We start from the raw sequence: 17929 nt of genomic DNA, 5'->3' as shown, positions 1-17929 counted from the left end.
CTTTAAGCCTGTTTAGAAATTTGGAAATAAAAGGATAAAGGGCGAAAGCTATGGTTTAAAAAGACGTTCTAAAGATAATTATTTTTCAAAAGATCGCCGTATTTGTAGCTGATATTGAAGCGTTTAAAACATTTGTGCTATAAATTTCAACAATTGTGACCTGTCTGCTATTATCGTCTATTTAGTTTTGAATTATCTGCAAAGGCGCTGACCTTTCAGGCACTGGTTTATTTGTTAGAAAATTTAGGCTCGTTATAAACCATATTTTAAACCAAACGGCTGCTATATGAAAAGAGTTACGTAATTGTGATTCCACAAATTAAAATGCGGAGAATGCTGCAACACTCCCCGCTGGTTTTAGACAGAAATGCTCACCCCTGAGCAAATTCCTATCATTTAACTTTTGCTAAAGTATGAAAAAAAATGTACGAGGCTTTTCGCCTTGTAGGCCTCGCTTGGTCCTCAAGAACCGGCTGCTGGTAAAATTCAACCTCTTGTTTCTTTGCCTCATTTCTTTGCAATCTTTTGCCGGTACGATCAACGACAGTTTGAGGGTGATTGCCAGCCTTTCCACGAAGGGAAAATCAGTAGGCAATTTCGCCTTAACGGTAACCGGAAAAATAGTAGACGACAAAGATGTGCCGCTCATAGGAGCCACTGTTCAGGAAAAAGGAACTAAGAATTATGCGGAAACAAAAAACAATGGTTCTTTTACCCTTACTGTTTCAAAAAATAAGGCTGTATTGGTTATTTCCTATGTCGGTTATGTTTCAAAAGAAATAACTGTAAGTGAAAGTCTAACCCAGATTTTCATCCGGCTGTCGCCTGTAACACAGACAATAGACAGCGTTATTGTAGTGGGTTATGGCCGGCAACGCAAGCAAAGCATAGTTGGCGCCATTTCGCAAACAACGGGTAAAGTACTGGAAAGGGCAGGAGGCGTATCAACGATTGGTGGTGCATTAACCGGCAATGTGCCTGGCGTGATTACGGTACAAGGTGCAGGAACACCCGGGGCCGAAGATCCTACCATTTATATAAGAGGTGCGAGTACCACTAACAGTGCCGCCCCGCTGGTATTGGTGGATGGCATTGAACGCCCGATGAATGGAGTGGATGTTGGTTCTGTAGAAAGCATTTCGGTATTGAAAGACGCTTCGGCTACAGCCGTTTTTGGTGTGAAAGGTGCTAACGGTGTTATTCTGATTACCACTAAAAGAGGGGTGGAAGGAAAGACCGCCATCAATATCACTGCCAACACAACCATGAAGGTTCCTTCCCGTCTTCCACAGAAGTACGATTCTTACGATGCCTTGCAAATCAGGAACCAGGCCATTGAACGGGAACTGGCAATTAATCCTTCCTCATGGGCAGATTACACGCCTTATGCCCTGCTCGATAAATACCGCCATCCTGCCAACGCACAGGAGGCGCAACAATATCCCAATATTGACTGGCAGTCAGAGTCGGTAAAGAAATCTGCTATGTCGAGTAATTTGAATGTAAATATTTCAGGCGGCTCTTCATTTGTTAAATATTATACGGCTGTGGACCTTCTCCATGAAGGTGACATCATGAAAGTGCGGAACAACGGCAAAGGCTATTCTCCGGGATTTACTTACGACCGCTTGAATGTCCGCGCCAATCTCGATTTTAAATTAACAAAAACCACGACACTCGCGGCCAACCTTTCGGGGCTCACCGGCAACAAGCAAGACACCTGGAACGGCTTTGATTATACCTGGTACCAGTCGGTTTATGCGCTTGCACCCGATCTTTTTTATCCGCAGTACAACGATGGTTCCTGGGGTTATTATCCACTCGATCCGGTGAGCACAACCAACACGCCGCAAGTACTTTCCAACAGCGGTATAAGAAGTACAAAGACCACCCAGATTAATACTGATTTTACGCTGACACAAGACCTGGGCATGTTTGTCAGGAACCTCAATATAAAAGGCACGTTTGCCATGGATAATACATTCGTTTCGCAGGGAGGTGTTTTCGACGACGGCAGTGCGATTGTCAAATACATTGACCGTTCCGGAAATGTAACGTATCGGAACGTAACGGGTAACAACCAGTTTGACTATGTGGTGCCGATGTGGTCTGTGAGACCCGATGCGATGCAGAATGGTTCGACCTACAGAAAAAAGTTTTACCAGTTGCAATTGAACCATTCAGCCCATTTGGATAAGCATAATTTAACGGAAATGGGGCTTTTCCAACGAACTGAGAATGCAACCGGCAGCCAGTTCCCGTATTATCATGAAGATTGGGTTTTCCGGTTAACATACAATTATGCCAACCGGTATTTCGCTGAATTCAACGGCGCTTACAACGGTTCAGAAATGTTTGCGTCCAAATATAGGTTCGGGTTTTTCCCTTCTGCAGCAGCAGGCTGGATAGTAACCAATGAAAAATTCATGCAGAGGATTCATTGGTTAACCAATTTGAAAATCCGCGGCTCCTACGGCCTCGTGGGCGATGACAGACCCGCCACGGCCTACCGCTGGTTGTACGTAACCAATTGGGCTTCCGGAGGACAGACGCATCTTGGCGACCAGGCCTACATCAACAGTCCTTATGTATGGTACAGAGAAGCTTCCATCGGAAACCCCGATCTGCGCTGGGAAACGGCAACAAAAGCCAATGTAGGTGTTGACTATTCTCTCTTCAACGGTCTCATAGAAGGAAGCTTTGACGCGTTCCAGGACTATCGTTACGATATCTTGTTACCCGGTACGCAGCGGGCTGTTCCTGCCTATTTTGGTAATGTACCACCTGTTGCCAACCTGGGTAAAGTGAAAGTCAGGGGTTTTGAAATAGAACTGAAGTTTAATAAGCGTTTAAATAAAGATTGGCGCCTGTGGTCCAACCTTGCTGCCACTCATGCAGTCGATAAAATTCTTTATGCCGATGATCCGCAACTGCTGGATAATTATTTAAAGAAAGCCGGCTTCCAAATTGGTCAATATCATTCAATCATTCGCAGTGGTTATTACAATACAATGGATCAACTCTATGGCAGCACTCAGTTGAATGCGTATGATAAAGAGAAATTACCTGGAAATTATAACCTGGTCGATTTCAACGGTGATGGAGTGATCAATAATTATGATAACGTTCCATTCGGATATCCTTCCAGGCCGCAGAATACCTACGCCGGAACTTTCGGATTCGATTACAAGCGCTTTTCTGTATTCGTTCAGTTCTATGGTGTAAACAATGTCACCAGAGATTTAACACAAACCAGCTTTAGTGCATCGCTGGATGCAGTGTACAAGCAGGGCAATTATTGGACAGCAGCCGATCCCACGGCACCTGCACCAATGCCCCGCTGGAAGAGCCATGTATATAGCATGGGCGATTTCTACATCTTTGATGCTTCTTATCTGCGCTTAAAAGCAGCCGAAATATCTTATTCATTTAACCCTAACTGGCTGCGGAAGAGAGGCGTTCAATCTATGCGTGTTTACCTCAATGGCGACAACCTGTTGTTGTGGAGTAAAATGCCGGACGACCGCGAAGCCAATATTGGTGGCGCTGGCTTTTCAGGACAAGGTGCGTATCCAACCCTGCGCCGTTTCAATTTAGGTCTGAATATTAGTTTATAAACGATAATGCGCTTGTACATGAAATCTTATAAAAAAATGATGTTTTCCGCAGGCTTCTTTTTCCTGCTGTTAGGAATGGTTTCCTGCAAGAAATACCTGGATAAATCACCGGATGCGGTCATCAGCCAGAGTGATGTATTCGTCAATTTCCGGAATTTTCAAGGCTTTACCGAAGAATTGTATTCCTGCATTCCGGATATGTCAAAGGCCACCTGGAATAATGAATGGAACTTTGGCGACGATATCCTGTCAACCACCATCGGTACTTACCGCTTGAATACAGAGTTTGACAATGGTAACTATTGGGCCTGGAGAACCAATGGCGGCGGTTGGAACAACAGTTGGCTGGATAATAACGGAGCGCAAACAAATCCCACCGACGCCCACAACAAGGGTCTTTGGCCGCTGGCCTGGTATGCCATCCGCAAAGCCAATATTGGTTTAGCCAATATGGATAAAATGGTGGATGCGACCCAGGAAGAAAAGGATATTGTTAAAGGACAGCTCCTGTTTTTCCGTGGTTTTTTCCATTTTGAATTAATGAGTTTCTGGGGTGGCCTGCCGTATATTGATAAGGTGCTGCCTTCCAATGAGCCATTGACATTGCCACGGTTGAATTATCGCGCAACAGCCCTGCGTGCTGCAAAAGACCTGGAAGATGCAGCCGCGTTGTTACCTGTCAACTGGGACAATACCGTTGTTGGACAGGTAACAAAAGGCAACAACAATCAGCGGATTACCAAATCGGTTGCGCTGGCTTTCAAAGGAAAAGACCTGCTTTACGCAGCCAGTCCCATGATGAACCAGGAATCAACCGGCACTGCCACGTATGATGTTGATTTGTGCAAACAAGCGGCTGACGCATTTTACAGAACACTAAAGCTTTCCGATGACGGATCTGCAATTTACAAGTTGCTTCCTTTCAGCAATTACAGCGATAACTGGTACTCCATCTCCTCCGGTTCTAATAAAGTGCCCGGCTATCCCGAGACGCTTTTGGCTCCGCCAACTTATGCAGGCTGGGAATCTCGCTGGTCGTTGGTGAACATGTTTATCCCGCCGCCATTGGGTGGGGAGGCGGCCATTTCATCACCCGCAGCAAACTATGTGAACAACTTTGGAATGGCGAATGGACTGCCGCTCGATGCTGCTGGTTCGGGGTACGACATCACCGATCCCTGGACCAACCGCGATCCCCGTTTTTACAAGTGCATCACGTATGATGGTGTGCAGATGTTTTATGGAAGCGGAACATCAACAACGGCTCCTTATCGATACGCCAACCTTTACAATGGTGGAAACCTGCGCCGTGATAATGATTGCAGCCGTACAGGCTACCTCGTTCGCAAGTTTGTAACCGGCAAGTGCAACAGCGTAGACAATGAATGGAACAATATCAATATCATCATTCCTTATTTACGTTTGGCCGATGTTTATCTGATGTATGCGGAAGCGGTGTTGCAAGGATATGGTACGCCGCAAAGCAGCGCACCTAACTATATCACGGCAGAAGCTGCAGTGAATATGGTTAGAGCCAGGGCCGGCATTCCCAATGTGGATGCCAGGTATACTTCCTCCAAGGATGCATTTATGGGTGAACTGATTCGGGAAAGGGCAGTGGAACTGGCTTTCGAGGGCCATCGCTGGCACGACTTGCGCCGGTGGAATATTGCGGGTGACAAAAAATACAAGGAAAAGACCGTGATTGATTTTGACCGTGGAGCGAATGGAAAGCCTGTAAACCTCAGGGAAAGACTCGTGGTAACAAGGGCATTTGAAAAGAAGCACAACTGGCTTCCGCTGCCAACCGACCAGGTAAATCTTTATCCAAGTTTCGGGCAAAACCCAGGATGGTAAGCATTGTGCAGACCGTCATTCAACGACTAAGAAAAGATATCATTCTTTAAAGCAAATCAAATGAACTATATCAAAATGTGGATCGCTGTCTGTGCGTTATTCTTATGCTTGTGTGAGGATACGAAGGCCCAGCATGCGAACGAAGTGAATATAAAATCAACTGTTCTTGATGCGAAAGGACAACCAATTTCAAGTGCATTGATTGCCGGTAACGAAGGGAAAACAACCGTTTTTACCGATGCAGCAGGACATTTCTCCATCAACGTGGCTGCCCACTCTGTTGTTATGATCAACGCCAAAGGGTTTAAAATGCAAAGCCTGAGAGCAGGTGCAGTGCCGGAAAGTATTGTACTGGCAGGAGAGGGCGGCAACAATGAAGTGAATGTGCCCTACAATAAAGTTGACAAACAGGATTTGCCGGGTACAATCACAGTATTGAATCCCGGAACATTCATTAACCGGGATTATAACCTTACTGTACAAGACGCACTAAACGGCAGGGCAGCAGGCTTGTTGTGGAGTAACAATATTTGGGGCATGGAAAACGCCATTGTGATGATTGATGGCGTTCGCCGCGACTTCAATGATGTGACCTTGAATGAAGTGCAGCAAATCACCGTATTAAAAGGTGTGAATGCCGTAGCCTTGTATGGCAGCCAGGCAGCCAAAGGAGTTATCCTCATCACTACCAAGAAGGGAGAAGCTAACACCCATAAAGTAAATCTCCGGGTGAATACCGGTATTGCTACGCCCAAAGCATTGCCTAAGTTTCTTAACTCTTCGGATTACATGACGCTTTACAATGAAGCCCGCCGCAACGACGGACTCGGAGACATGTATGATGCAACTACCATTCAAAACTACCAAACAGGTAACCCCTATCGCTTTCCCAGCGTAGATTATTATTCATCACCCTATCTCAAAAAATACCTGAACACAACGAATACCAATGCCGAGTTTTCAGGAGGCAATAACACAGCCCGTTTTTATTCCAATATCGGATGGTCAAACAGCTCTACGTTGCTGAATATCGGAGAAGGGAAAAATGAAGGCGATAACCGGTTTAATATACGAGGCAACATTGATTTAAAACTGAATGATAACATCAGCAGCACAATTGATATCTCCACTATTTTTAACGACAGCCGCCGCGGCCGCACCAATTATTGGGGCAATGCCGCCACGCTGTTGCCGCAACGTTTTACGCCGCTGATTCCCCTGAGCTTGATATCGGGAAGTGATGCAACCTCACAGGGATACATCAAAGCCAACCGCAATATTATTAACGGCCAGTACCTGCTGGGTGGAACACAGCAGTATGCTACCAATCCAATTGCCGACTTGTATTTTGGCGGGTACGACAAATTCGTGCAACGTTCCTTCCAGGTGACCAACGCTATTAATGTGAACCTGAAAAACCTTTTGCAGGGATTGTCTTTCCATACGCTATTCAATATTGACTATGCAAATGCTTACACGCAGTCAATCAGTAATACCTATGCCATTTATGCTCCTACCTGGAGCACTTCTTCCGATTCGGTTGCCAGCCTAACGAAATATGGAACGGATTACCATTCGGGTACGCAAAATATCAGCGGCACAGCGCAAATGCAGAATATTGGTTTTTCATCCTGGCTCAATTATGAGAAAAGTATAAATGAGGCACATCATTTTTCGGTTACCCTTCTCGGACATGCTTCTTCAATTAAAACGAACGACATCTATCAGCCTACCACCAATTCACACGTGGGCTTACAGCTTAGCTACAATTACAAGCATAAGTATTGGGCTGACTTCAGCGGCGCCTATGTCAATTCTACCAAATTACCGCAAGGCCACCGGGCTGCCCTTTCACCAACGGCAAGCCTTGGCTGGTTGCTTAGTTCCGAAAAATTCCTGTCTGGTTCAAAAGTGGTGGATTACCTGAAGTTGTCTGCCTCTGCCGGTATCCTGAACACAGACCTCGATATCAGCGGTTTCTATTTGTATGATAATGTCTATAACCGGGGAGCCACGTTTAACTGGAATGATGGTGTGCAGGCAGGAAACCAAACCTCGTTTCCTGCCTACGGCAGCAATCCTGATCTTGCATTTCCCAAACGAAAAGAGGTGAATGCAAGCCTTGAAGGCGCTTTCTTCAAACACTTGCTAACGCTGCAAACGACTTTCTTTTGGAACGAAATGGACGGTCTTTTGACGCAGCGTTTCTCCCTTTATCCGACTTATTTTAATGCGTTTGTTCCTTATTCCAACTATAATGCAAACGGTCGTTCCGGTGTTGATATAATGCTGAACGTGAACAAAAAAATAGGGGAACTTGATTTGAATCTGGGTGTGAATGCTACGTATGCCACTTCGAAAGTGACCAAAAGTGATGGGCTGTATGCCGATGCTTATCAGTCCAGGATCGGCAAACCGGTTGATGCCATCTTCGGGCTGCAGAGTAAAGGCTTTTTTGCAGACCAATCCGATATCGACAAAAGCCCCAAACAATTGTTTGGCGTAGTAAAACCCGGAGATATCAAATATGTAGACCAAAACGGAGATGGTATCATTGATCAAAGAGACTTCGTAATGATCGGTCGTTATGTAGCTCCTTTTTCTTATGGGATCACATTCAACGCAACCTATAAAAATTTCAATCTCTTTTTGCTGGGTACAGGAAACAATGGTGGATATGGATTGAAGAACAACGACTACTACTGGGTTTTCGGCGATAAAAAATATTCCCAGGTTGTCTTGAATCGATGGACGCCTGCCACAAAAGAAACGGCAACGTTTCCCCGCCTCAGTTCACAACAGAATAATAATGATTTCCGCAGTTCGGATTTCTGGTTGTACAAAACAGACCGGTTTAACCTGCAAAAGATTCAGTTGACGTATAACGTGTCAGGCAATGTGTTGCGCAAAACATTCGTCAAAGAGTTAGGCGTATATGTTTCCGGATCTAACCTGTTTACGTTCTCCAGGAATCGAGAAATACTGGATTTAAATATCGGCACAGCCCCGCAATTCAGAAATTATATGGTTGGTCTCAGGGCCGGATTTTAAATGATAATCTCAAATAATTAACTGATGAACATGAATAAAAATATATGGGTGCTTGTTCTGCTCGCCGCCATGTTTGCGGGTTGCAAAAAGGAACTTGCTCCGCTTGATGACAACCACCTCTCACAGACAAGACTTTCCAGCAATCCTTATTTTGAGGAAGGTATCCTGATGAATGCATATACAAGACTTCCGACGGCTAACTATTCTTTTAGCGAAGTGGCGACAGACGATGCCGTCACGAACGATAAAGCAAACGGATTTCTTTTTATGGCAACAGGCGCATGGTCGGCAGCCAATAACCCGATGGACCAATGGAATAACTCCTATACAGCCATCATGTACCTGAACCTTTTTCTGCAGCAGGTCGATACCATCAACTGGTCGCCGATGAATCAAAATGTATCGGCTTTGTTTCGCGACCGCCTGAAAGGGGAAGCCTTGGGTCTGAGAGGATTGTTCTACCTGAATCTTTTGCAGGCGCATGCAGGTAATGATATGAGCGGCCAGTTATTGGGTGTGCCCATCATTACAGACGTACTCACTCCCAATACTGATTTCAAAAAGCCAAGAAATACGTTTGATGAGTGCATGAAACAGATCTACAATGATCTTACGGAAGCAGAGAAATACCTGCCTTTGGATTACCAGGACATTGCCAGCACATCGCAACTGCCATCCAGATACAGCGCTGCGGTAATAGCCGATTATAACCGGGTTTTTGGTAGCGTTGACAGGCAGCGCCTATCGGCCCGCATTGTAAAAGGCATTCGGGCAAGAGCCGCTTTGCTGGCAGCCAGCCCTGCTTTTAACCCACAGGGAGATGCGGCTAAATGGACGGATGCTGCCAACTATGCCGGTGATGTATTGGATCGCATCGGAGGCGTTAGTGGTCTGGACCCGAAAGGGGCACTTTTTTACACTGCAACCAATGTCAATGCCATCAACCTGGCCAGTAACATCGATCAAAAAGAAATGTTATGGCGAGGCAGTATTGCAACCAGTAACAATATGGAGATAAACAATTTTCCACCATCACTTTTTGGCAATGGAAGAGTGAATCCAACACAGAATTTGGTGGATGCCTTTCCTATGGCAAACGGGTATCCGATTACAGACCCGGGCAGCGGTTATGCAGCCGTCAATCCTTATGCAGGTCGCGATCCGCGTCTGAAAAATTATATCCTGGTAAATGGTGGAACCATGTCAAATAAAACCTTCTATACCAAAACCGACAATCCCACCAGCGATGCCGTTAATTTTCTTCCCACCTCAACCCGCACCGGCTATTACCTGCGGAAACTGTTACGGGAAGATGTAAATGCAGACCCTACTTCCAGTTCGGTTCAAAAGCACTATCCCGTTCATATGCGGTATACTGAACTCTTTTTGACCTATGCAGAAGCAGCCAATGAAGCCTGGGGGCCTGATGGTGTGGGTACACATGGCTATTCGGCCCGCAATGTGATTGCCGCCATCCGAAAAAGAGCCGGCATCTCGCAGCCTGATAACTACCTGGCCTCCATCTCTTCCAGGGAAGACATGCGCACGTTAATTCGCAATGAGCGAAGACTGGAGTTAAGTTTTGAAGGTTTCCGTTTCTGGGATTTGCGCCGCTGGAAACAAATGCTGACTGAGCCGGCAGAAGGTGTCTCCATCAACAACAACATTTATACGTATAACATTCTTGAAAACAGGCAGTATGCAGATTATATGTATTACGGTCCTATTCCTTACAATGAAGTTTTGAGAGCAAATCTTCGGCAAAACAAAGGATGGTAACAGCAATATCTAATTTATAAAAGAATACAAATGAAAAGTTTTTTTTGGGTCATGGCTCTTGTTGCTTTTGTCTTTGTGCTTTCTGCATGCAATAAAGAGCAGACATTCCCTGATTACAAGTACACCACGGTTTATTTCGCTTACCAGTCACCTGTAAGAACACTGGTAATGGGAGATGATATTTATGACAACACATTGGATAACCAGCACAAATGCCAGATTATGGCCACCATGGGCGGCGTTTATGAAAACAAAAAGAACATTACGCTGAATGTGATGGTGGATACGACGCTTGCCAGTCATTTAAAATTTGAAACGCCTACCGGGGATAATGTCATTGCCATGCCGTCTAATTATTACACCCTGGCCAAGAATATGCAGATCACCATTCCTGCCGGGAGTGTTATGGGCGGAATAGAAGTGCAATTAACCGATGCTTTTTTTCAGGACCCACTGTCTATTAAAAATACCTTTGTGATTCCACTCCGTATTACATCGGTAAGTGGCGCCGATTCAGTCCTGCGCGGGAAAAGTGATTTGGCTTCGCCCGACCGCCGTAAACCGGGTGATTGGACAATTACTCCGAAAGATTATATTCTCTATGCTGTTAAATATGTGAATCCTTATCATGGCGTTTATTTAAGAAGAGGTGTAGATCTGGTAAAAGGTGCAAACGGAAATACTGCGCTGGATACAAGCGTTGTCTATCATACGCAGTATGTAGAGACGGATCAGATAGTTAATGTTGTTACTACGGCGTTGGACCAAAATACCATTTCATTAACCACCAGGAATAAAGGCAGTAATCTTAATGTGCCCTTTCAACTGATGCTGAAATTTGACAATCAGGGTAATTGTACCGTTACCAATCCTGCATCAGCAAACTATACAATAAGCGGCAACGGTGCATTTGTAAAGAATGGAGATATGTGGGGAAATCAGCCACGTAATGTGCTTCGCCTTAAATACCAGGTAGACTTTGGAACAACAACGCATACAATTACCGATACTATCGTGGTGCGTGACAGAGGTGTGAAAATGGAAACATTCAACCCTGTCGTATACTGACAATAATCCCCATTTATTAAAGATAAAACTGTATATGATTCAAACAGACAGGCAATATGATTTACAACAATTAAAAGATGTTGCCTCACAGGTAAGACGTGATATTGTTCGCATGGTACATTCCTGCCAATCGGGACACCCGGGCGGTTCGCTTGGCTGCACGGATGTAGTGGTCTCACTTTATTTCGCAATCATGAAAATCAATGAAGCGAAAAACGAAAATGGCTTTTTACAATTCACTCGTGAGGGCCAGGAAGAAGATGTGTTCTTTCTTTCCAACGGCCACATTTCTCCGCTGTTTTATTCTGTCTTGGCCCGACGCGGTTATTTCCCGGTTGAAGAGCTTTCAACCTTTCGTAAAATCAATTCACGCTTGCAAGGCCATCCGGCAACGCATGAAGGCCTGCCCGGAATTCGGGTGGCATCGGGTTCCCTGGGACAAGGGCTTTCGGTGGCAGCCGGTGTTGCTTATGCCAAAAAATTAAGGAATGATGACCGAAAAGTATATGCACTAATGGGAGATGGTGAGCAACAGGAAGGGCAGATTTGGGAAGCCGTTCAATTTGCGGCGCACCACGAATTGGACAACCTTATTGCCATTATTGACTGGAACGGGCAACAAATTGATGGTCCTACTGAAAAGGTGATGAGCAATCGTGATCTAAAAGCCAAATACGAAGCCTTTGGTTGGGAGACCGTGATGCTTGCCAACGGCAACGATATGCAATTGACGTTAGAAGCCCTGAAAGACGCTAATCAAAAAGCCGGTAACAACAAACCGGTTGTGATACTGATGAAGACAGAAATGGGATTTGGCGTAGACTTCATGATGGGTACGCACAAATGGCATGGCGCTGCTCCCAATGATGAACAACTGGAAGTAGCACTCCTGCAATTACCTGCCACTTTCGGAGACTATTAATAACCGCTTAAACGTTGATGAACAAGGATGAAAAAATACAATTACACAGAAAAAAAAGATACTCGAAGCGGTTTTGGTGCCGGCATAGCAGAAGTAGGAAAAACAAATCCGAATGTAGTTGCCCTCTGTGCCGACCTGGTAGCTTCTTTAAAGCTCGATACACTTATTAAAAACAATCCGCAACGATTTATACAATGCGGCATTGCCGAAGCCAACATGATTGGCGTGGCAGCCGGATTAGCCATAGCAGGGTACATTCCTTATGCTACCACCTTTGCTAACTTTGGTTCCGGCCGTGTATATGACCAGATACGCCAAAGTGTGGCTTACTCCGGCACCAATGTAAAGATTTGTGTTTCGCATGCGGGATTAACACTGGGGGAAGATGGAGCAACGCACCAGATATTAGAAGACATCGCTATGATGCGGGCTATGCCGGAAATGACAGTGATTAATCCATGTGATTTCAACCAAACAAAAGCGGCTACCATCGCCATTGCTGATTATGAAAGACCGGTGTACCTGCGGTTTGGAAGACCAGTTGTTCCGGTGTTTACCAACCCTGATCAGAAGTTCGAGATCGGCAAAGCATGGACAGTGAACGAAGGAAAAGATGTAAGTATTTTTGCCACAGGTCATTTGGTATGGGAAGCCATATTGGCAGGAGAGATGCTGGAAAAAGAAGGAATAGATGCAGAAATTATCAACCTCCATACTATTAAGCCATTGGATGAACAAGCGATTTTGAATTCGGTAAGCAAGACAAGATGCGTGGTAACGGCGGAAGAGCATCAACTGAATGGAGGGTTGGGTGATGCTGTATGCCAGGTGTTAAGTCGAAGGCTTCCTGCACCGGTGGAAATGATAGGAGTAAACAACAGTTTTGGTGAAAGCGGTACACCGGCTGAACTAATGAAAAAGTACGGGTTGGATGCAACCAACATTGTAAAAGCCGTAAAGAAAGTGATACAGAAAAAACAGCAGGTTTTCGCTGATTATTCATCTGTACTATAATTGTGTATTCAATGAAACAACTTCTTTCGTTTTATTTACTGCTCATCACTATGAGCAGCTATCCGCAAAATAAGCCGGCCTTAAAACTTTGGTATAATCAACCATCTGGTAATACATGGGAGAATGCATTGCCTATCGGCAACGGCAGGTTGGGCGCCATGGTTTATGGCAATGTAGAAAAAGAGGTCATTCAGCTAAATGAACATACGGTTTGGAGCGGCAGCCCTAACCGGAATGATAATCCTTTAGCATTAGATTCACTGGCCCTCATCCGGCAACTGATATTTGATGGCAAACAAAAGGATGCGGAGAAGCTTGCCAACAGGGTTATTATTTCAAAAAAATCGCATGGCCAAATGTTTGAACCCGTAGGTAATCTGGTCCTTGTCTTTGAAAAATCCGGTAACTACAGCCATTATTACAGGGAGTTGGATATTGAAAAGGCTGTTATAAAAACAGCTTACACTGTTAATAATGTAACTTATACCCGTGAAGCATTGGTTTCTTTTCCGGATCGTGTTATTGTGATACGATTAACCGCAAGCAAACCACATGGTATTTCATTTAGCGCTTTTTATTCAACCCCGCAGCCCAAAGCAGAGATGAAAACAACAACGGTAAAAGACCTTACCATTGCGGGAACAACCATAGATCATGAAACCGTCTCAGGCAGGATGAAATTTAAAGGCATTACCCGCATTAAACTGGAAGGGGGTACGCTTTCAGCAAACGACGCTTCCCTTGCGGTCAGGAATGCCAATGCCGCAACTATTTACATCTCAATTGCTTCCAACTTTAATAATTACAACGACATTAGTGCTGATGAAAATAAAAGAGCAGCAGCTTATCTGAATAAAGCCTATGCAAAATCGTATGCCACAATTTTAAATGCACACGTTGCTGCTTATCAAAGGTATTTTAACCGGGTAAAATTAGACCTTGGATCAACCGACGCTGCCAATCATCCAACCGATGAACGGTTAAAAAATTTTCGTTCCGCTAATGATCCGCAGTTGGTTACACTTTACTATCAGTTTGGCCGTTATTTGTTGATATCCTCTTCGCAGCCGGGCGGACAGCCAGCCAATCTGCAAGGTATTTGGAATGATAAAATTCGTCCGCCATGGGATAGTAAATACACCATTAACATCAATGCTGAGATGAATTATTGGCCGGCAGAAAAAACCAACCTGGCCGAAATGCATGAACCCTTTTTGCGAATGGTGAAAGAGTTATCCGAAACAGGACAGGAAACGGCGCGGAGCATGTATGGCGCAAGAGGCTGGATGGCGCATCACAACACCGATATCTGGCGGGCTACTGGTGCAGTGGATGGTGCCTTTTGGGGAGCATGGAGCAACGGCGGTGGCTGGGCCAGTCAACATCTTTGGGAGCATTATTTATACAATGGCGACAAATCTTATTTAGCGTTGGTTTACCCCGTTTTAAAAGGAGCAGCCTTATTTTATGCTGATTTTCTTGTAGAACATCCAAAGTATCACTGGCTGGTGGTTTGTCCAGACGAGTCGCCGGAAAATGCATCCAAAGTACACCAGGGCTCTTCACTGGATGCCGGCGTAACGATGACCAACCAGATTATTTTTGATGTGTTCAGTACAGCGATCCGTGCTGCACAGATGTTGAACAAAGACAAAGTTTTTGCTGATACTTTGAAACAAATGCGTAGCCGGTTAGCTCCGATGCATGTTGGCCAATATGGACAATTGCAGGAGTGGTTAGATGATATTGACGATCCAAATGATCATCATCGCCACATTTCACATTTGTATGGCTTGTTTCCTTCTAATCAAATATCACCCTATCGCACGCCAGAATTGTACAGTGCGGCCCGAAATACACTGATGCAAAGGGGAGATGTGTCAACAGGATGGAGCATGGGCTGGAAAGTAAACTGGTGGGCAAGAATGCTGGATGGGAATCATGCCTATAAGTTAATTCAAAACCAACTGACACCAGTTGGTACCAATGAAGGAGGAGGCGGCACTTACAACAACCTCTTTGATGCGCATCCACCGTTTCAAATTGACGGTAACTTTGGATGCACCTCCGGTATCACCGAAATGCTTATGCAAAGTGCAGATGGTGCCATTCATTTGCTTCCGGCACTTCCTGACGTTTGGCGATCGGGGAGTATCAGCGGCCTGCGTGCAAGAGGCGGTTTTGAAATCATAAACATGCAATGGAAAGATGCAAAACTGGTGGCGGTTGTAATCAAATCAAATTTAGGTGGTAATCTTCGGCTACGTGTTCCGAATGCAATGAAGTTAAGTAGTGGCGGTCTGTTGACAAAAGCGACAGGTCAAAATGTCAATCCGTTTTACCAAACTGAAGAAACGGCTAAGCCGATTGTATCGCTTAAAGCGAATATTACCACCCTGCAATTGAAAGAAACAATGCTTTATGATTTACCCACACAAAGAGGAAGAACATATATGCTGGTTGTGGAATAAAATTGTAAACATTTGTCTCATGCTTTTCAACAAATGAGCTATCAAATAGAAAACTGTCCATATAGCTTTATCCTTTCACTGTTCATGAAATATATAGATCAAAAATGTGTTTTAGAGTTATTGTATTTGCTTGCCTGTATTTATTAGGATTGAATAACGCCCCAATGGCTCAAAAAGCATTGAACCTTATAGCGGGTATCAAAAGAAATTCGCCGGCCTTCGATTCGTCGGTTTTTTATACCCATGTGAAAACCTATGTGAACCCTGTATTACCCGGCGACTACCCGGATCCCACTTTGCTGAAAGTGGGCGATGATTTTTATCATTGCGGTTCAAGTTTTCATTTTACACCTTATCTGCCCATTTATCATTCGAGAGATTTAGTGCATTGGGAAGTGATCAGCCGGGTAGTTCCACCTGCAAAAGCAAAGTTTGTTACGGACCGGCCATCGGCGGGAATATGGCAGGGAGCTATTACTTATTTCTATGGTTCTTACTGGATTTATTTTTCGTCCAATGGCCAGTGGTTTTCCAAAGCCCCTTCACCCAAAGGGCCCTGGTCGACTCCGGTACAGGTAAAAACCAATCCTTCTACAGGAAATCTTGGCTATGATAACTCCATTTTTGTTGATGATAATGGTAAGCCATACATGGTGATAAAAAATGGCCAGAAAGTAAACCGGATTCAGGCAATTGGAAGAGACGGACAGCTAACAGACACCGTTATTAATTTGGATTGGATCAATGCCAATTTGCAATACAGTTGGGCTGAAGGGCCGGTGATGTGCAAACGCAATGGTTATTATTATTATTTTCCGGCAGGGGATGTATCGGGCGGACAATATGTGTTGCGGACTTCTGCATTGACAAGTGATTCTACTAAATGGGAAAGACTTGGAAGCTTCTTTAAACCGATTACTGATACCAATACTGCTTTCAGAAGTCCAAACCATATCGCCGCGCCTGTTCAATTGTCTGACGGCACCTGGTGGACGATTGGTCAGAGCTATGAACGGAAAGCTAATGATGACTGGTCGGGTATGGGCCGTCAGACATCATTGTACCAGGTGATTTGGGAGGGCGACCGTCCCTGGGGTGTGGCGCCTACAAGCGAACCGTTGGTAAAACCCAATCTTCCGCAATCGGGCATTCTGTGGCGCAGCGCAGACTCTGATTATTTCGACAAGGATTCCTTAAATCTATGCTGGCATTTTTTAACCCAAAAAGCGGCAGCACAATATTCTCTTTCCGCAAGAAAGGGCTGGCTGCGGCTCAGTCCGGGTACAGAGAGGACACATATTGTGCAAAAAGAGACAGGTCACTATTATGCTGCAGTAACAAGGGTTGACCTCAATGCCGCGAATTCAACTTCAAAAGCAGGGATCTATCTGACCAACGGAAACCAAAGAATTTTTGTACGGCTTTACAGTGGTTATGATGGCGGAAAAAAAATTATTTTCAATTTCGATACAACAACACATGAAATAGCCAATTCGTTCGGTAATGTGGTTTGGCTGAAATTAGTTAGAGCCGAGCATAACTTGACTGCTTTTTGCAGCGGCGATGGAAAAAAATGGACACCTGTCGGATCGTCCATCAGTTCTGTAAATTTGGATAAGGCACAACCCAATTGGAATTCATGGGTGGGAACAAGCATTGGCTTGTTTGCCGAAGGCAAACCCGCCGACTTTGATCTGTTTGTGTGCAAAGATGGATTTTCTTCTCTCCCTGCTGCAGGCTACAGCAATTACTACGGTGTGGAAACCATCAGCCGGGGTGCAGAAAAAATGGTTACCAATAATTCACTGCTTGGCGGCTGGTTTATGATTTCAGGTGTTGAACTGGGCAGGGATAAAAATGTGGCATCTGTTGTTGAAGTGCTCGCTTCTTCAAAAACAAAAGCAAACCTTGAAATTTGGCTGGATGATTTAACAACAGGAAAGCTTATTGCAACAATACCCATTACCGCAACAGGGGGCAAAAATAATTGGAAGGTATTTGCCAAAGCAGTGAAGAATGTTTCAGGACATCATGCTGTATTTGTGAAGTTTCCGAAAGGAAGTGCAGGAGACGTGTCTGTCCGTTCGATTCGCTTTCGGTCAAATAAATCTTCAAATCCTCGTATAATATGAACGATCACCATAAAATTT

The 17929-nt window shown here is 44.7% G+C and carries 9 protein-coding genes; all 9 read left to right on the top strand.

Annotated features, from left to right (window positions below):
- Nucleotides 1–413 precede the first annotated feature (413 nt).
- The 9 genes from SEDOR53_RS0102945 to SEDOR53_RS0102905 all read left to right on the top strand — a co-directional run bounded on the left by SEDOR53_RS0102945 (nt 414) and on the right by SEDOR53_RS0102905 (nt 17911).
- Entirely contained in the window at nt 414–3617 is a 3204-nt protein-coding gene (locus SEDOR53_RS0102945; protein WP_026768370.1) for a TonB-dependent receptor, read from the top strand.
- Nucleotides 3618–3635: 18 nt separating this feature from the next.
- Nucleotides 3636–5474, top strand: coding sequence for a RagB/SusD family nutrient uptake outer membrane protein (locus SEDOR53_RS0102940; RefSeq protein WP_026768369.1), 1839 nt, complete (start codon nt 3636–3638; stop codon nt 5472–5474).
- 60 nt (nt 5475–5534) lie between these two features.
- A complete protein-coding gene (locus SEDOR53_RS0102935; RefSeq protein WP_026768368.1) occupies nt 5535–8525 on the top strand; it encodes a SusC/RagA family TonB-linked outer membrane protein in 2991 nt (996 codons plus the stop codon).
- A gap of 30 nt (nt 8526–8555) precedes the next feature.
- Nucleotides 8556–10304, top strand: a complete 1749-nt coding sequence (locus tag SEDOR53_RS0102930) for a RagB/SusD family nutrient uptake outer membrane protein (RefSeq protein WP_037361632.1) — start codon at nt 8556–8558, stop codon at nt 10302–10304.
- Nucleotides 10305–10334: 30 nt separating this feature from the next.
- Nucleotides 10335–11372: a DUF5627 domain-containing protein gene (locus tag SEDOR53_RS0102925; protein ID WP_026768366.1), complete on the top strand. Its 1038-nt coding sequence runs from the start codon at nt 10335–10337 to the stop codon at nt 11370–11372.
- A gap of 34 nt (nt 11373–11406) precedes the next feature.
- Complete coding sequence (locus SEDOR53_RS0102920; protein WP_037360444.1) at nt 11407–12294, top strand: transketolase; 888 nt, start codon at nt 11407–11409, stop codon at nt 12292–12294.
- 27 nt (nt 12295–12321) lie between these two features.
- A complete protein-coding gene (locus tag SEDOR53_RS0102915; RefSeq protein WP_026768364.1) occupies nt 12322–13308 on the top strand; it encodes a transketolase family protein in 987 nt (328 codons plus the stop codon).
- 11 nt (nt 13309–13319) lie between these two features.
- On the top strand, nt 13320–15779 hold the full coding sequence (locus SEDOR53_RS0102910) for a glycoside hydrolase N-terminal domain-containing protein (protein WP_026768363.1): 2460 nt from the start codon (nt 13320–13322) through the stop codon (nt 15777–15779).
- Between the two features lie 164 nt (nt 15780–15943).
- Complete coding sequence (locus SEDOR53_RS0102905) at nt 15944–17911, top strand: family 43 glycosylhydrolase (protein ID WP_026768362.1); 1968 nt, start codon at nt 15944–15946, stop codon at nt 17909–17911.
- The last annotated feature ends 18 nt before the right edge of the window (nt 17912–17929 follow it).

Origin of the sequence: Asinibacterium sp. OR53 (genome assembly GCF_000515315.1) — a bacterium.
In the GTDB taxonomy this organism is placed as follows: domain Bacteria; phylum Bacteroidota; class Bacteroidia; order Chitinophagales; family Chitinophagaceae; genus Sediminibacterium.
Note: the sequence above shows the minus strand (reverse complement) of the source record. Positions and strands in the feature narration are given on the sequence as shown.